This window comes from Pseudomonas sp. RIT-562 (genome assembly GCF_026241895.1).
GTDB classification, from domain to species: domain Bacteria; phylum Pseudomonadota; class Gammaproteobacteria; order Pseudomonadales; family Pseudomonadaceae; genus Aquipseudomonas; species Aquipseudomonas mandelii_F.
Genome location: NZ_JAPJIV010000002.1, coordinates 21,277 through 34,185 on the forward strand (window position 1 = coordinate 21,277; position 12,909 = coordinate 34,185).

The following is a 12,909-nucleotide window of genomic DNA, read 5'->3' on the forward strand; positions in this document are numbered from 1 at the left end:
CCTGCCCTGTCCGGCTGATCCCGTTCCGCACCACCCCATTCAAATCGTTCACTGCAGCCTCTGGTTGCGGCATCACTGCGTTGCATCCCCAAGAATTAGAGAGACCCTCGCCCATGACGCCTTCCACTGCGCATTATTTCGTTCCGAGCCTGATCGCCATTGCCATGGCGGCAGCGACCACCACCGCAACCGCCGAGGAATCGGGATTCGTCGAAGGCGCCAAGGTCAACCTGAACCTGCGCAACTTCTACATCAACCGCAACTTCACCAACCCGACCAAGACCCAGGGCAAGGCCGAAGAGTGGACGCAGAGCTTTATCCTCGATGCCAAATCCGGGTTCACCCAAGGTACCGTCGGTTTTGGCATGGATGTGCTGGGGCTGTACTCGGTGAAGCTTGATGGCGGCAAGGGCACCGGTGGCACGCAGCTGCTGCCGCTGGATCACGATGGCCGACCGGCTGACAACTTCGGTCGCACCAACGTGGCCTTCAAGGCGAAGCTGTCGCAGACCGAAGTGAAGGTCGGCGAATGGATGCCGGTGCTGCCGATCTTGCGCTCGGACGACGGTCGTTCGCTGCCGCAGACGTTCCGTGGCGGACAGATCACCTCGAAGGAAATCGCCGGCCTGACCCTGTACGGAGGCCAGTTCCGCGCCAACAGCCCGCGCGACGACAGCAGTATGAGCGACATGTCGATGACCGGAAAGACGGCGTTCACCTCGGATAGATTCAACTTCCAGGGCGGCGAATATGTGTTCAACGAAAAACGCACGCAACTTGCCTTGTGGAACGCCGAGTTGAAGGACATCTACAGCCAGCAATTCGTCAATCTGATCCATAGCCAGCCCGTCGGTGACTGGACCCTGGGCGCCAACCTCGGCTTCTTCTACGGCAAAGACGACGGCGCTGCCCGCGCGGGCGACCTGGACAACAAGACCTGGTCCGGCCTGCTCTCGGCGAAACATGGCGGCCATACTTTCTACATCGGCCTGCAGAAACTCACCGGTGACAGCGCCTGGATGCGGGTCAACGGCACCAGCGGCGGCACCCTGGCCAACGACAGCTACAACTCGAGCTACGACAATGCCAAGGAAAAATCCTGGCAAGTGCGCCACGACTACAATTTCGTCGCTATTGGCATTCCCGGCCTGACCTTGATGAACCGCTACATCAGCGGCAGCAACGTGCAAACCGGCACGATCACCGATGGCAAGGAATGGGGACGCGAAAGTGAATTGGGCTACACCGTGCAGAGCGGTGCGCTGAAGGATCTGAACGTTAAATGGCGCAACTCGAGCATGCGCCGGGATTACAGCAACAACGAGTTCGACGAGAACCGGTTGATCGTCAGCTATCCGATCAGCCTGTTATAAAAACACACCCTGTAGGAGTGAGCCTGCTCGCGATGGCGGTCTGTCAGTGACATAGATGTTGAATGAGCCGCCGCCATCGCGAGCAGGCTCACTCCTACAGGGGAATATCGGAGCGGCCTACTCCCGGGATTCCACGCCCAATTCATCCCAAACCGACTCGGCCAGGTGGAAGGTCGCATTGGCCGCCGGAATGCCGCAGTAGATCGCGCTCTGCATGATCACTTCCTTGATCTCGCCACGGCTCACGCCGTTGTTGGCGGCGGCGCGCAGGTGCAGTTTGAGTTCACCCTCGCGGTTCATGCCGATCAGCATGGCAATGGTGATCAGGCTGCGAGTGTGGCGCGGCAGGCCAGGGCGAGTCCAGATGTCACCCCAGGCGTGGCGGGTGATCATTTCCTGGAACTCCGAGTTGAACTCGGTCAGGGTGGTCAGGCTGCGGTCGACATGGGCGTCGCCCAGTACTGCGCGACGGACTTGCATGCCCTCGTCGTAACGTTGTTTCTCGTCCACAACAATCCCCTTAATCAGCCAACAAAAACGCCAGTACCCGCTCGCTGAACGCGACATCGGCCTGGACGTTGGACAGGTGTGCGGCATGGAATTCGGCATACTCGGCGCCGGCCACACGTTCCTGGATGAAGTGGCTGCCAGCTGGCGGAGTAACCGCATCTTCGGTGCCGGCAATCACCAGCAATGGCACCTTGATCGAGGCCAGTTGATCACGGAAATCGGCATCGCGCACTGCCGCGCAGTTGGCGGCATAACCTTCAGGCGAAGTGGCAGCGAGCATGTCGGTGATGCGGTTGGCGACAGCAGGATTGGCGGCGGCAAAATCCGCGGTAAACCAGCGCGCTATCGACGCATCCCGCAGCGCCACCATGGCCGCTGCACGATCGCGCAAGACCGTTTCAATGCGTGGGTTCCACACCGATGGATCGCCGATTTTCGCTGCGGTATTGCACACCACCAGCTTGAGCAGGCGATCGCCGGCGTTGATCCCCAGCCACTGGCCAATCAGGCCGCCCATGGACAAACCGCAGAAGTGCGCGCGTTCGATGTGCAAGGCATCCAGCAGCGCCAGGACGTCACGCCCCAGCTGCTCGATGCTATACGGTCCCGGGGTCACCAGGGATTTGCCGTGGCCACGGGTATCGAACCGCAGGACCCGGAAATGTTTGGTGAACGCGTCAATCTGCGCGTCCCACATATGCAGGTCGGTGCCCAGGGAGTTGGAGAGCACCAGGACCGGCGCATCCGATGGACCATCGAGTTGGTAATGCAGTTCGCCCTCGGCGAGTTGTACAAAAGCCACAGCTATCTCCTTCAGGCAGTCAATGCAGAATGTTCAGCCACCGCTCGCGCGACCCAGGTCTGGGCCTGGCCGAGGTAGTGGGCAGGGTTCAACAGATGATCGAGTTCAGCGGCGGACAACTCGGCAGTCACTTGCGGTTCTTCGCCGAGGACCGCCCGCAGGTGCCGTTGCTCGGCGACCGCACGTTTGCAGCATTGCTCCAGCACATGGTGCGCGGTGTCACGCCCCACGCGCTGAGCGAGCACAATGCTCACGGCTTCGGCGAGCACCAGGCCTTGGGTCAGGTCGAGATTGCGCGCCATACGCTCGGCGTCCACTTCCAGCCCGTCCGCCATCAGCAGCGCCTGTTTCAGGCTGCCCGATACCAGGCAGCAAATCTCTGGCAGGGTTTCCCATTCGGCATGCCACAGACCGAGGCTGCGTTCGTGCTCCTGGGGCATGGCGCTGAACAGGGTCGAGAGCAGGCCGGGGACTCGCGTCGCGGCTCCGATCAGCACCGCAGCGCCGACCGGATTACGTTTGTGCGGCATGGTCGACGAGCCACCTTTGCCAGGCGCCGAGGGCTCGAAAACCTCCCCTGCTTCGGTCTGCATCAGCAGGCTGACATCGCGCCCCAGTTTACCGAGGCTGCCGGCGATCAAACCGAGCACCGAGCCGAACTCCACCAGGCGATCTCGCTGGGTGTGCCAAGGCTGCTCCGGCAAGCTCAGTTGCAGTTCCGCGGCCAGCGCTTGCGCAATCGGCAGCGCGTGTTCGCCCAAGGCCGCCAGGGTGCCTGAGGCACCACCGAACTGCAGCACCAACAGGCGTGGCTTGAGTTCTTGCAGGCGTTGACGGCTGCGGGTCACCGCCCCCAGCCAGCCGGCGATTTTCATGCCTAAAGTGACCGGGGTTGCGTGTTGCAGCCAGGTCCGCCCAGCCAGCGGCGTGGCGACATGACGTTCGGCTTGGGTCGCAAGGGTCGCGCCCAGCCGGGCCAAGTCGCTTTCAATCAGCTCCAGTGCCCGGCGCAGTTGCAGTACCAGGCCCGTGTCCATCACGTCCTGGCTGGTGGCGCCGAGATGTACATAACGTTCGGCTTCGGCATCGACAGCCGCAATCTGTTTGCCCAGGGCTTTTACCAGCGGGATCGCCGAATTACCCGCCGTGGCGATGGCCTCGCCCAGCGCAGCAAAGTCGTAGTGCTCGGCCCGGCAAGCGACCTGGATCGGTGCTACGGCGGTCTGCGGGATCAGCCCGACTTGCGCCTCGGCCCGGGCCAGTGCCGCCTCGAAATCGAGCATTGCCTGGACGCGGCCCTGATCGCAGAACACTTCACGCATGTCGCGGGCAGTGAAATAGGCATCGAACAACTGATTGCCCGGTCGCTCGTTCATAAACAATCCCTGGAAAGCGTGGGCCGTTAAGGCCCACGGGTTGAATCAAAGGTCGTGATGCAGGTATTTCGCCTGCTTCGGTAGACGCAGGCTGAACAGGAACGCCACTGCCATCATCACCGTCACGTACCAGTAGAATGAGTTTTCCATGCCCACGGCTTTGAGGCTCAGCGCCACGTACTCGGCCGAACCACCGAAAATCGCATTCGCCACCGCATACGCCAGGCCTACGCCCAATGCACGCACTTCCGGCGGGAACATCTCGGCTTTCACCAGGCCGCTGATGGAGGTGTAGAAACTCACGATCGCCAGCGCCAGGGTAATCAGCACGAATGCCAGGAATGGACTGCTGACGCTTTTCAGGCTGAGCAGGATCGGCACGGTGCACAGGGTGCCGAGGGCGCCGAACCAGAGCATCGAATTACGCCGGCCGATCTTGTCCGCGAGCATGCCGAACAGAGGCTGCATGCACATGTAGAGGAACAGTGCGCCGGTCATGATGTAGCTGGCAGTCTTGGCGTGCATGCCCGCGGTGTTGACCAGGTATTTCTGCATGTACGTGGTGAAGGTGTAGAAAATCAGCGAACCCCCGGCGGTGTAGCCGAGTACGGTGATAAACGCGGCCTTATGATCGCGGAACAGCGCACGGATACTGCCGGCGTCCTTGTTCTCGCGCATTTCCTTGCTGGTGGTTTCCTTCAGCGAACGCCGCAGGAACAACGAGATCAACGCGGCCACTGCACCGACCACAAACGGGATCCGCCAGCCATAGGCACGCAAGTCGTCCTCAGTGAGAAATTGCTGCAGGACCACCACCAGCGACACTGCGAGCAGCTGGCCGCCAATCAGCGTGACGTACTGGAACGAAGCGAAAAATCCGCGCTGGCCCTTGAGCGCGACTTCGCTCATGTAGGTGGCGGTGGTGCCGTATTCGCCGCCGACCGACAGGCCCTGCAGCAAACGGGCGAACAGCAGCATGATCGGCGCCCAGACGCCAATGTCCTTGTAGGTCGGCAGGCAGGCAATCAGCAAGGAGCCAAAGCACATCATCAGAATCGATATCAGCATCGAATTCTTGCGTCCGTGCTTGTCCGCAACTCGCCCGAAGATCCAGCCGCCGATAGGGCGCATCAGGAACCCGGCAGCGAACACGCCCGCCGTATTGACCAATTGTACGGTCGGGTTGTCGGACGGGAAGAACGCCGGGGCGAAGTAGATGGCGCAGAAGGCGTAGACGTAGAAGTCGAACCATTCAACGAGGTTGCCGGATGAAGCGCCGACAATCGCGAAGATGCGTTTTTTACGCTCTTCGCCCGTGTAGTGCGCTGTAGTAGCGGTGGGGGTTGTCATTGGTTTTCACTCTTTGGGGACAGTGACAGTCTAGACATACTTTGCAACAGTCCCGTTCCGCAGAAGCTTTGGCAAGGCGAATCCACAAGGTCTGACACAGAAGCTAGATTCACCCTGTAGGAGTGAGCCTGCTCGCGATGACTGTGTGTCAGTAGATACATCTGCCGACAGGTATACAGCTATCGCGAGCAGGCTCACTCCCACATGTGTTGCCTGCCCCGCCCAGGTGATATTTTTTGCAGGGAAGGCTGTGGTGTTTTCAATAATCGAAGAACACCGTCTCCGCCTCAGAGCCCTGCAAAATCACATTCCACTGGTAAACCCCCGCCGCATCCTGCTTCGCCAGCAAAGTGCTGCGACGCTCGGCCGGTACGCACTCCAGCAGCGGATCATCGACATTCGCCGGCTCGCCATCGAAGTAAATCCGGGTCAGCAGATGCTTCACCAGCCCCCGCGCGAAGACCAGCACAACCAGGTGCGGCGCCTGGGTCGTGCCTTTCAGCCCCTGCACGGTACCCGGCTTGATCGTGGTAAAGCGAAAGCGCCCTTGTGCATCCACCGGCACCCGGCCAAAACCTTCGAAGTTCGGGTCCAGGGCCTTGGCCTGGTCATCTTCCGGGTGGTCATACTTGCCGGCGGCATTGGCTTGCCAGATTTCCAGCATGGCGTCGTTGACGAAGTCGCCGTTGCCGTCCACCACCTGGCCGCTGATCGCGACGCGCTGGCCCAGGGTCTGTTCGACGGTCAGGTCTTCGCGGTTCAGCCAGGTCAGGCCGATGTGGTAATAGGGTCCGACGGTGTGGGACGTGGTCGCGTTGAGCGTCATCTTATTTCTCCATCGGCGTGGCTTCACGGCCGCGCAGAACGATGTCCCAGCGGTAACCGAGGGCATAGGAAGGGATGGTTTTCTCCAGATCGAAACTGGCGATCAAACGCTCTTTGGCGCTGGTATCCGGCACGCAGTTGTAGATCGGGTCGTACGCCAAAAGCGGGTCGCCCGGGAAGTACATCTGGGTGACCAGGCGCGTCAGGATGCTCGGCCCGAACAGCGAAAAATGGATATGCGCAGGCCGCCAGGCATTGTGGTGGTTGCCCCACGGATAAGCACCCGGCTTGATGGTCTGGAACTGGTACCAGCCATCGGCATCGGTCACGGTGCGACCGGTGCCGGTGAAGTTCGGGTCCAGCGGCGCGTCATGCAGGTCGCGCGGATGGTTGTAGCGCCCGGCGGCATTGGCCTGCCAGATTTCTACCAGGATACCCGGCACCGGCAGACCGTCTTCATCCAGCACGCGGCCATGAACGATGATCCGCTCGCCCTGGGGTTCGCCCGAGTGCTGGGCGGTCAGGTCATTGTCCTGCTCCTGGAGACGCTCGGCACCGATGGTCGGGCCAGTGATTTCCGACAGCGAATGCGGTAAAAACACCAGCGGCTGCGACGGCGCGCGCAGGTTGGTGGATTGATAGGCAGGGTGCAGGTAGTCCGGCTGAGTGCCCGCTTGCGGGCGGCGGTAACCAGGCTTGTCAGTCATTATGTTTTCCTCTGTTCTTGTTAGCTGACGCGTTCAATCGCCAGGGCCAGGCCTTGGCCAACGCCGACACACATGGTCGCCAGGCCTTTGCTGCCGCCGGTTTTTTCCAGCTGATGCAGGGCCGTCAGCACCAGGCGCGCGCCGCTCATGCCCAACGGATGACCGAGGGCGATGGCGCCGCCATTCGGGTTGACCTGAGGGGCGTCGTCCGCCAGCCCCAGCTCGCGCAATACCGCCAGGCCCTGGCTGGCAAACGCTTCATTGAGTTCGATCACGTCGAAGTCGCTGACCGCCAGCCCCAGGCGTTCGGTCAACTTGCGCACGGCCGGTACCGGGCCGATGCCCATGACCCGCGGGGCAACACCGGCACTCGACATCCCCAGCACCTTCGCGCGCGCGGTCAGACCGTGCTTTTTCACCGCCTCGGCCGAGGCCAGGATCAGTGCCGCAGCGCCGTCGTTTACGCCAGAAGCGTTGCCGGCGGTGACCGTTTTGTCTGCACCGTTGACTGGTTTTAATCTGGCCAGGGTTTCCAGCGTGGTGTCAGCGCGTGGATGCTCGTCCTGGCTGACCACGGTTTCGCCCTTCTTGTGAGCGATGCGCACTTCGACGATTTCTTCGGCGAAATAACCCGCAGCCTGGGCCGCAGCAGTGCGCTGCTGGCTACGCAGGGCGAATGCATCCTGGTCCTCGCGGGAGACTTCATAGTCGTCGGCGACGTTGTCGGCGGTCTGCGGCATCGCATCCACACCGTACTGCGCTTTCATCAACGGGTTGATGAAACGCCAGCCGATGGTGGTGTCTTCCAGCTTCATGTTGCGCGAGAACGCAGCATCGGCCTTGCCCATCACGAATGGCGCGCGGGACATCGACTCCACCCCACCGGCAATCGCCAGTTCCATCTCGCCGCTGGCGATCGCCCGGAACGCGGTGCCGATGGCGTCCATGCCCGAAGCGCAGAGACGGTTGAGCGTGACGCCTGGAATGGATTCCGGCAGCCCCGCCAACAGCAAGGCCATGCGCGCGACGTTGCGATTGTCTTCGCCAGCCTGGTTGGCGCAGCCGAGGAACACCTCGTCCACCGCGTTCCAGTCGACCGATGGATTACGCTCCATCAAGGCCTTGATCGGCACGGCGGCCAAATCATCGGCACGGACCGCCGCCAGGCCACCGCCAAACCGGCCGATGGGGGTGCGAATCGCGTCACAAATATAAACTTCACGCATCAGGCTTCTCCGGGTGCTTGGCCGTGGGCGGCGGCGGTACGGGCTTCCAGATCTCTCAGGGCCTTGAGTTCCACTTCGGTCGGCTCGGCGGTGTGCTCAACCGTGTCAGCGAAGCGAATTGCCCAGCCAGTGGCAGCAACCACTTGCTCGCGGGTCACGCCTGGGTGCAATGCAGTGACCACGAACTCATGGGTGCCGGCTTCCGGCTCCATGATGCACAGGTCGGTAATAATTCCTACGGGACCTGCGCCCGGCAAGCCCAGGCGCTTACGCGAATCACCGCCCTCGCCGTGGCCCACGGAGGTAATGAAATCCAGCTTGTCGACGAAAGAACGCGACGACTGCTTGAGGATAATCAGCACGCTCTTGGCCGAGCCGGCGATTTCCGGAGCGCCGCCGGCACCCGGCAGGCGGACCTTTGGCGAGTGGTAGTCACCGACCACTGTGGTGTTGATGTTGCCGAAGCGGTCAACTTGCGCAGCGCCGAGGAACCCGACGTCGATGCGCCCGCCCTGCAGCCAGTAGCGGAAGATCTCACCGGTCGGGACTACAGTGTCAGCGGTTTCCGCCAGCTCACCGTCACCGATCGACAGTGGCAGGACGCTCGGCTTGGCGCCGATCGGACCCGATTCGTAGATCAGCACCACGTCAGGTGAGGAAGTCAGGCGCGCCAGGTTGGCGGCTTTCGACGGCAGGCCGATGCCGACGAAACACACCGAACCGTTTTTCAGGCGGCGAGCGGCAGCGACGGTCATCATTTCATTGGTGGTGTAAGTCATTACTTGGCCTCCGAAGCAGCGGCCAGCTTGGCCTGGAACTCGCTGAAGTCAGCGCTACCGTGGATGTATTCGTTGATCCACGCGGTAAAGGTGTCACGATCGCGGGCGATCGGATCCCAGGCCTGGTAAAAGCGGTTGTCCCGCTCGTTGTACCCGTGGGCGTAGGACGGATGAGCACCGCCAGGTACGTGGCAGACCGCGCTGAGCGCCCAGGTCGGCAATACGCAGGAATTCATCGGCGCGTTCAGGTCGTCGACTATTTCTTCGACGGTGACGATGCAACGCTTGGCCGCCAGCGCCGCCTCTTTCTGTACGCCAAGGATGCCCCAGAGCAAAACGTTACCCTTGCGATCGGCTTTCTGCGCATGGATCACGGTGATGTCAGGGCGAACCGAAGGCACTGCCGCCAGGACTTCGCCAGTGAACGGGCAAGTCACAGTCTTGATCAGCGGATTGACCTTGGGCAGGTCGGAACCAGCGTAGGCGCGCAGTACCGCGAACGGTAGTCCGGAGGCGCCGGCAACGTAGGCATTAGCCAGGTCGGCATGACTGTGCTCTTCGATTTCCAGTGGATGCGGCCACTGTTTCTCGACGGCATCACGCAGACGATGCAGAGAGCCCACCCCAGGGTTGCCGCCCCAGGAGAAAATCAGCTTGCGCGCGCACCCGGCTCCGATCAGCTGGTCGTAGATCAGGTCAGGCGTCATCCGTACCAGCGTCAGGTCTTTCTTGCCCTGACGAATGATTTCGTGACCCGCCGCCGTAGGGATCAGGTGGGTGAAGCCTTCGAGCGCGACGGTATCGCCGTCATTTACGAATTGCTTCACCGCTTCGTGCAGCGAAAGGATTTCAGCCATGGGGCAGGCTCCCGTTTTGTTATGAACTGACAGTGGATAAAAGGGCGCGATGCGCAGCGCCGGAGTGACTGAAGAGTAAGCCGCAGCCACTGGCCAAACAATCCGATAATCGACTGAGTGTTCGTTTATCGAACAGATTGTTGTTTGGCTATCGTTCTTCCCGACCGCGAATCAGGTCGCATCCGCATGACTGACCATGCCTTTGATTAGCACCGCCGCCGTCGCCAGCGCCGCCGGGATCACCAGTGCTGTCAGCACCTGTTCAAAGTTCCAGCCCAGGCCCAGCAACGTCGCGCCCATCCACGCGCCGAGAATGGCCCCGAAACGCCCAATCCCCAGCATCCACGAGACGCCTGTCGCCCGTCCCTGAGTGGGATAAAACCGTGCCGCCAGTGACGGCATCGCCGACTGCGCGCCGTTGACACACATCCCGGCCACCAGTACCAACGTCGCCAATAGCGTGATGTTGCCCAGGCTCTGCCCCACCGCGTAGGCAAACACCCCGGCCAACAGGTAGAAAGTGCCGATGACCTTGTGCGGGTTGAAGCGATCCATCGCCCAGCCCACACCCACGGCACTCAATACCCCACCAAACTGGAACAGCGCCCCGATAAAGGCTGCCTGCTCCATGCTGGCGCCGCTGTCGCGCATCAGGGTCGGCAACCAGCTGGTCAGCAGGTAGACAATCACCAGCCCCATGAAATAGGTGAGCCACAGCAGCAACGTGCCGGTGCTGTAGGTGCCGGAGAAGATTACTGCGAACACGTTGCGGGCCTTCACGGTTTTCTGCTCCGGCACGCTGAAGCTGGCAGCCTGGGCGACGATCACCGGGTCGATAGGCGCGAGGGTCTGGCGCACTTTATCGGTGCCGCGATTGCGCACCACCAGATAACGCGCCGATTCCGGCAGCCAGAAGAATAGGACCACGGCGAGGATCAGCGGCAGGATCCCGCCAATCAGCAGCAGACTGTGCCAGCCGAACATGGGAATCAGCTTGGCCGAGATGAACCCGCCGCCAGCCATGCCGAGGTTGAAGCCGCAGAACATGCTGGTCACCAGCAGGGATTTCTTGCGCTCCGGGGTGTATTCCGACAGCAGAGTGGTGGCGTTGGGCATCCCCGCCCCCAGGCCCAGGCCGGTAAGGAAACGCAACACCAGTAATTGGTCGACGTTGGTGCTGTAGGCAGAGGCGAGACTGAATGCGCCAAACAGTACCACCGCACCGACCAGCACGACTTTGCGCCCGAAGCGGTCAGCCAGCGGACCGGAGCCGAGAGCGCCGAACACCATGCCGATCAATGCGGCACTCATGACCGGCCCCAGGCTGGCCCGATCGATCCCCCAATCCTGGGACAGTGCAGGTGCAATGAAGCCCATGGCCGCAGTGTCGAGGCCATCGAGAAACACAATCAGGAAACACAGAATCACCACTCGCCACTGATAGCGCGAAATGGGTTGGGCATTGATGAAGGACTGCACGTCGAGGCAGTTACCTACAGCAGACTGAGGCTGGTTCATTATTTTTATTCCACACAAGAACGCAGTCGAACACGTGCCAGCCTTGTGCTGGCGCTGCGGCGACATTAATGATCCTGGGGAAACAGCGTCAATTCGATAAACGCGACTCTGTGCGTTTATCGAACACTTCGCAGCGTGGCGCTAGGCGAAAAGCTGGCTGCTGAGGTCGCGACTGGCGCTGAGCAACCCCGGCAGGAACCGTTGTTCGAGCTCGTTACGGCTGACTCGGCCGGCATGGGTGCTGACATTCAACGCTGCCACCACTTGCCCGGAAGCGTCATACACCGGGACGGCAATCGAACGCAGGCCCTGTTCGAGCTCCTGGTCAACTATGCACCAGCCCTGTTGCCGCACCTCTTGCAGGCACTCCAGCAGTGCTTCGGGGGTGTGCAAGGTGCGACTGGTCTTGGCCTGCAGATCCGCATGGTCGAGATACTCGCGCAACGAGGTGTCGTCCAGCGCGGCCAAGAGGATCCGCCCCATCGAAGTGCAATACGCCGGAAGCCGCCCGCCTACCGAAAGGTCGACGGAGATTAGGCGCTGGGTGGTAGCCGAGCGAGCGATATAGAGTATGTCGTCACCTTCCAGCGTGGCCATGTTGCAGGCCTCGTGCAGCTGTTCGCTCATCCGGTCCAGGTACGGCTGGGCTGAGACCGCCAGCGGGGTCGATGACAGGTAGGCATGGCCGAGCGTCAGGACCTTGGGCAGCAATGAATAGGTGCGACCGTCCGTAGTGGCATAGCCGAGCTTGATCAGCGTGTGCAGGCAACGGCGTACTGCGGCGCGAGGGATTTCCGTGCGATGGCTGATTTGGGCGATGGTCAGGTGGCGCTTGCGCTCCTGGAAGGCCTGGACCACCGCCAGGCCGCGGGCCAGCGAGGTCATGAAATCCGGGTCACCGGTCAGCGCCTGGATCCGCTTCGCGGGTGAGGCGACTATCGGCGGCGCCACCGACGCGAAAGAGTTGCGCAATTGGTCATTCATATCAGGTCCTTTTCCCACACGAATCGGTAGCCATTACAAGCGGCTCCGGTACGGCGCACAAGAGACGCCGGCCAACACCGTGCGATTATCGAACCATCAACCGATTATCGCAAACCCCTGCCTAACCGTGCGACCGCCAGATTTTTGTAAACCGGGACTTGCGTGCAACTAAGGGTTGGCGATTGGCCGCGAACTTGCCTGCCATAATCGCGTCAGAAAGACAGCGTCACAAAATACATACCCTAAATGGCCTAGTTCAGGGTAAAACTTATGCGCCCTTAAACAAGCGCTGCTTAATATCTTGTTTTAACGGTTTGGAGATAGTGTTCTACGAAACGACCGCTATAATACAATTCAATGGCGACTCGGCTATTCACCTGCCGAGTCCACCATTCGGGAGCGCAATGTTCCATTGTCGCTGCCAGCAGCAAGCGCCTGCCGCTGATCACTTGATGCTTCGCCAACGCGCTCGCTGAAAACTGGAGACTGATGCTACGTCAGCTGTTTATCTCTGGTGCCGTGGCCGCCTGTAACCTGTATTGAATGTGTCTCGCGAACGAAACCTTCCCGGGTTGTCGCCGACCGCAGTCGATACCGCTGTG

Annotated in this window: 12 protein-coding genes; 1 reads left to right on the forward strand and 11 read right to left on the reverse strand. The window is 61.1% G+C overall.

Features of this window, described 5'->3' with window-relative positions:
- Nucleotides 1–113: 113 nt before the first annotated feature.
- Nucleotides 114–1,373: an OprD family porin gene (locus tag ORL50_RS02830; RefSeq protein ID WP_266009715.1), complete on the forward strand. Its 1,260-nt coding sequence runs from the start codon at nucleotides 114–116 to the stop codon at nucleotides 1,371–1,373.
- A gap of 117 nt (nucleotides 1,374–1,490) precedes the next feature.
- Here ORL50_RS02830 and pcaC read toward each other — a convergent pair whose 3' ends face one another.
- The 11 genes from pcaC to pcaR form a co-directional block, all read right to left on the reverse strand.
- Complete coding sequence (gene pcaC, locus ORL50_RS02835) at nucleotides 1,491–1,883, reverse strand: 4-carboxymuconolactone decarboxylase (RefSeq protein WP_007917093.1); 393 nt, start codon at nucleotides 1,881–1,883, stop codon at nucleotides 1,491–1,493.
- A gap of 10 nt (nucleotides 1,884–1,893) precedes the next feature.
- Nucleotides 1,894–2,685 carry a 3-oxoadipate enol-lactonase gene (gene pcaD / locus ORL50_RS02840; protein WP_266009717.1) on the reverse strand — a complete coding sequence of 264 codons (792 nt, stop codon included), beginning with the start codon at nucleotides 2,683–2,685 and terminating at the stop codon, nucleotides 1,894–1,896.
- Nucleotides 2,686–2,696: 11 nt separating this feature from the next.
- Nucleotides 2,697–4,061 (reverse strand): 3-carboxy-cis,cis-muconate cycloisomerase, encoded by a 1,365-nt coding sequence (locus ORL50_RS02845; protein ID WP_266009718.1) that lies wholly within the window; start codon nucleotides 4,059–4,061, stop codon nucleotides 2,697–2,699.
- A gap of 45 nt (nucleotides 4,062–4,106) precedes the next feature.
- A complete protein-coding gene (locus tag ORL50_RS02850; RefSeq protein ID WP_266009719.1) occupies nucleotides 4,107–5,411 on the reverse strand; it encodes an MFS family transporter in 1,305 nt (434 codons plus the stop codon).
- Between the two features lie 259 nt (nucleotides 5,412–5,670).
- Nucleotides 5,671–6,237: a protocatechuate 3,4-dioxygenase subunit alpha gene (gene pcaG, locus ORL50_RS02855; protein ID WP_266009720.1), complete on the reverse strand. Its 567-nt coding sequence runs from the start codon at nucleotides 6,235–6,237 to the stop codon at nucleotides 5,671–5,673.
- A gap of 1 nt (nucleotide 6,238) precedes the next feature.
- Nucleotides 6,239–6,943, reverse strand: a complete 705-nt coding sequence (pcaH, locus tag ORL50_RS02860) for a protocatechuate 3,4-dioxygenase subunit beta (RefSeq protein ID WP_266009721.1) — start codon at nucleotides 6,941–6,943, stop codon at nucleotides 6,239–6,241.
- 20 nt (nucleotides 6,944–6,963) lie between these two features.
- Nucleotides 6,964–8,172, reverse strand: a complete 1,209-nt coding sequence (pcaF, locus tag ORL50_RS02865; RefSeq protein ID WP_266010588.1) for a 3-oxoadipyl-CoA thiolase — start codon at nucleotides 8,170–8,172, stop codon at nucleotides 6,964–6,966.
- Nucleotides 8,169–8,948 (reverse strand): CoA-transferase subunit beta, encoded by a 780-nt coding sequence (locus ORL50_RS02870; RefSeq protein ID WP_266009722.1) that lies wholly within the window; start codon nucleotides 8,946–8,948, stop codon nucleotides 8,169–8,171. The genes pcaF and ORL50_RS02870 overlap by 4 nt, the downstream gene beginning before the upstream one ends.
- Entirely contained in the window at nucleotides 8,948–9,805 is an 858-nt protein-coding gene (locus tag ORL50_RS02875) for a CoA transferase subunit A (protein ID WP_266009723.1), read from the reverse strand. Before ORL50_RS02875 ends, ORL50_RS02870 begins: the two co-directional genes overlap by 1 nt.
- A gap of 171 nt (nucleotides 9,806–9,976) precedes the next feature.
- Complete coding sequence (gene pcaK, locus ORL50_RS02880) at nucleotides 9,977–11,323, reverse strand: 4-hydroxybenzoate transporter PcaK (protein WP_266009724.1); 1,347 nt, start codon at nucleotides 11,321–11,323, stop codon at nucleotides 9,977–9,979.
- A 141-nt stretch (nucleotides 11,324–11,464) separates the two neighbouring features.
- Nucleotides 11,465–12,307 carry a pca regulon transcriptional regulator PcaR gene (gene pcaR, locus ORL50_RS02885; protein WP_266009725.1) on the reverse strand — a complete coding sequence of 281 codons (843 nt, stop codon included), beginning with the start codon at nucleotides 12,305–12,307 and terminating at the stop codon, nucleotides 11,465–11,467.
- Nucleotides 12,308–12,909 lie beyond the last annotated feature (602 nt).

Bases quoted from the DNA above. Each gene is read 5' to 3' on its own strand.
- ORL50_RS02830 (WP_266009715.1), top strand. From the start codon at position 114: ATGACGCCTTCCACTGCGCATTATTTCGTTCCGAGCCTGATCGCCATT.
- ORL50_RS02845 (WP_266009718.1), bottom strand. From the start codon at position 4,061: ATGAACGAGCGACCGGGCAATCAGTTGTTCGATGCCTATTTCACTGCC.
- ORL50_RS02850 (WP_266009719.1), bottom strand. From the start codon at position 5,411: ATGACAACCCCCACCGCTACTACAGCGCACTACACGGGCGAAGAGCGT.
- pcaG (WP_266009720.1), bottom strand. From the start codon at position 6,237: ATGACGCTCAACGCGACCACGTCCCACACCGTCGGACCCTATTACCAC.
- pcaH (WP_266009721.1), bottom strand. From the start codon at position 6,943: ATGACTGACAAGCCTGGTTACCGCCGCCCGCAAGCGGGCACTCAGCCG.
- ORL50_RS02870 (WP_266009722.1), bottom strand. From the start codon at position 8,948: ATGACTTACACCACCAATGAAATGATGACCGTCGCTGCCGCTCGCCGC.
- ORL50_RS02875 (WP_266009723.1), bottom strand. From the start codon at position 9,805: ATGGCTGAAATCCTTTCGCTGCACGAAGCGGTGAAGCAATTCGTAAAT.
- pcaK (WP_266009724.1), bottom strand. From the start codon at position 11,323: ATGAACCAGCCTCAGTCTGCTGTAGGTAACTGCCTCGACGTGCAGTCC.
- pcaR (WP_266009725.1), bottom strand. From the start codon at position 12,307: ATGAATGACCAATTGCGCAACTCTTTCGCGTCGGTGGCGCCGCCGATA.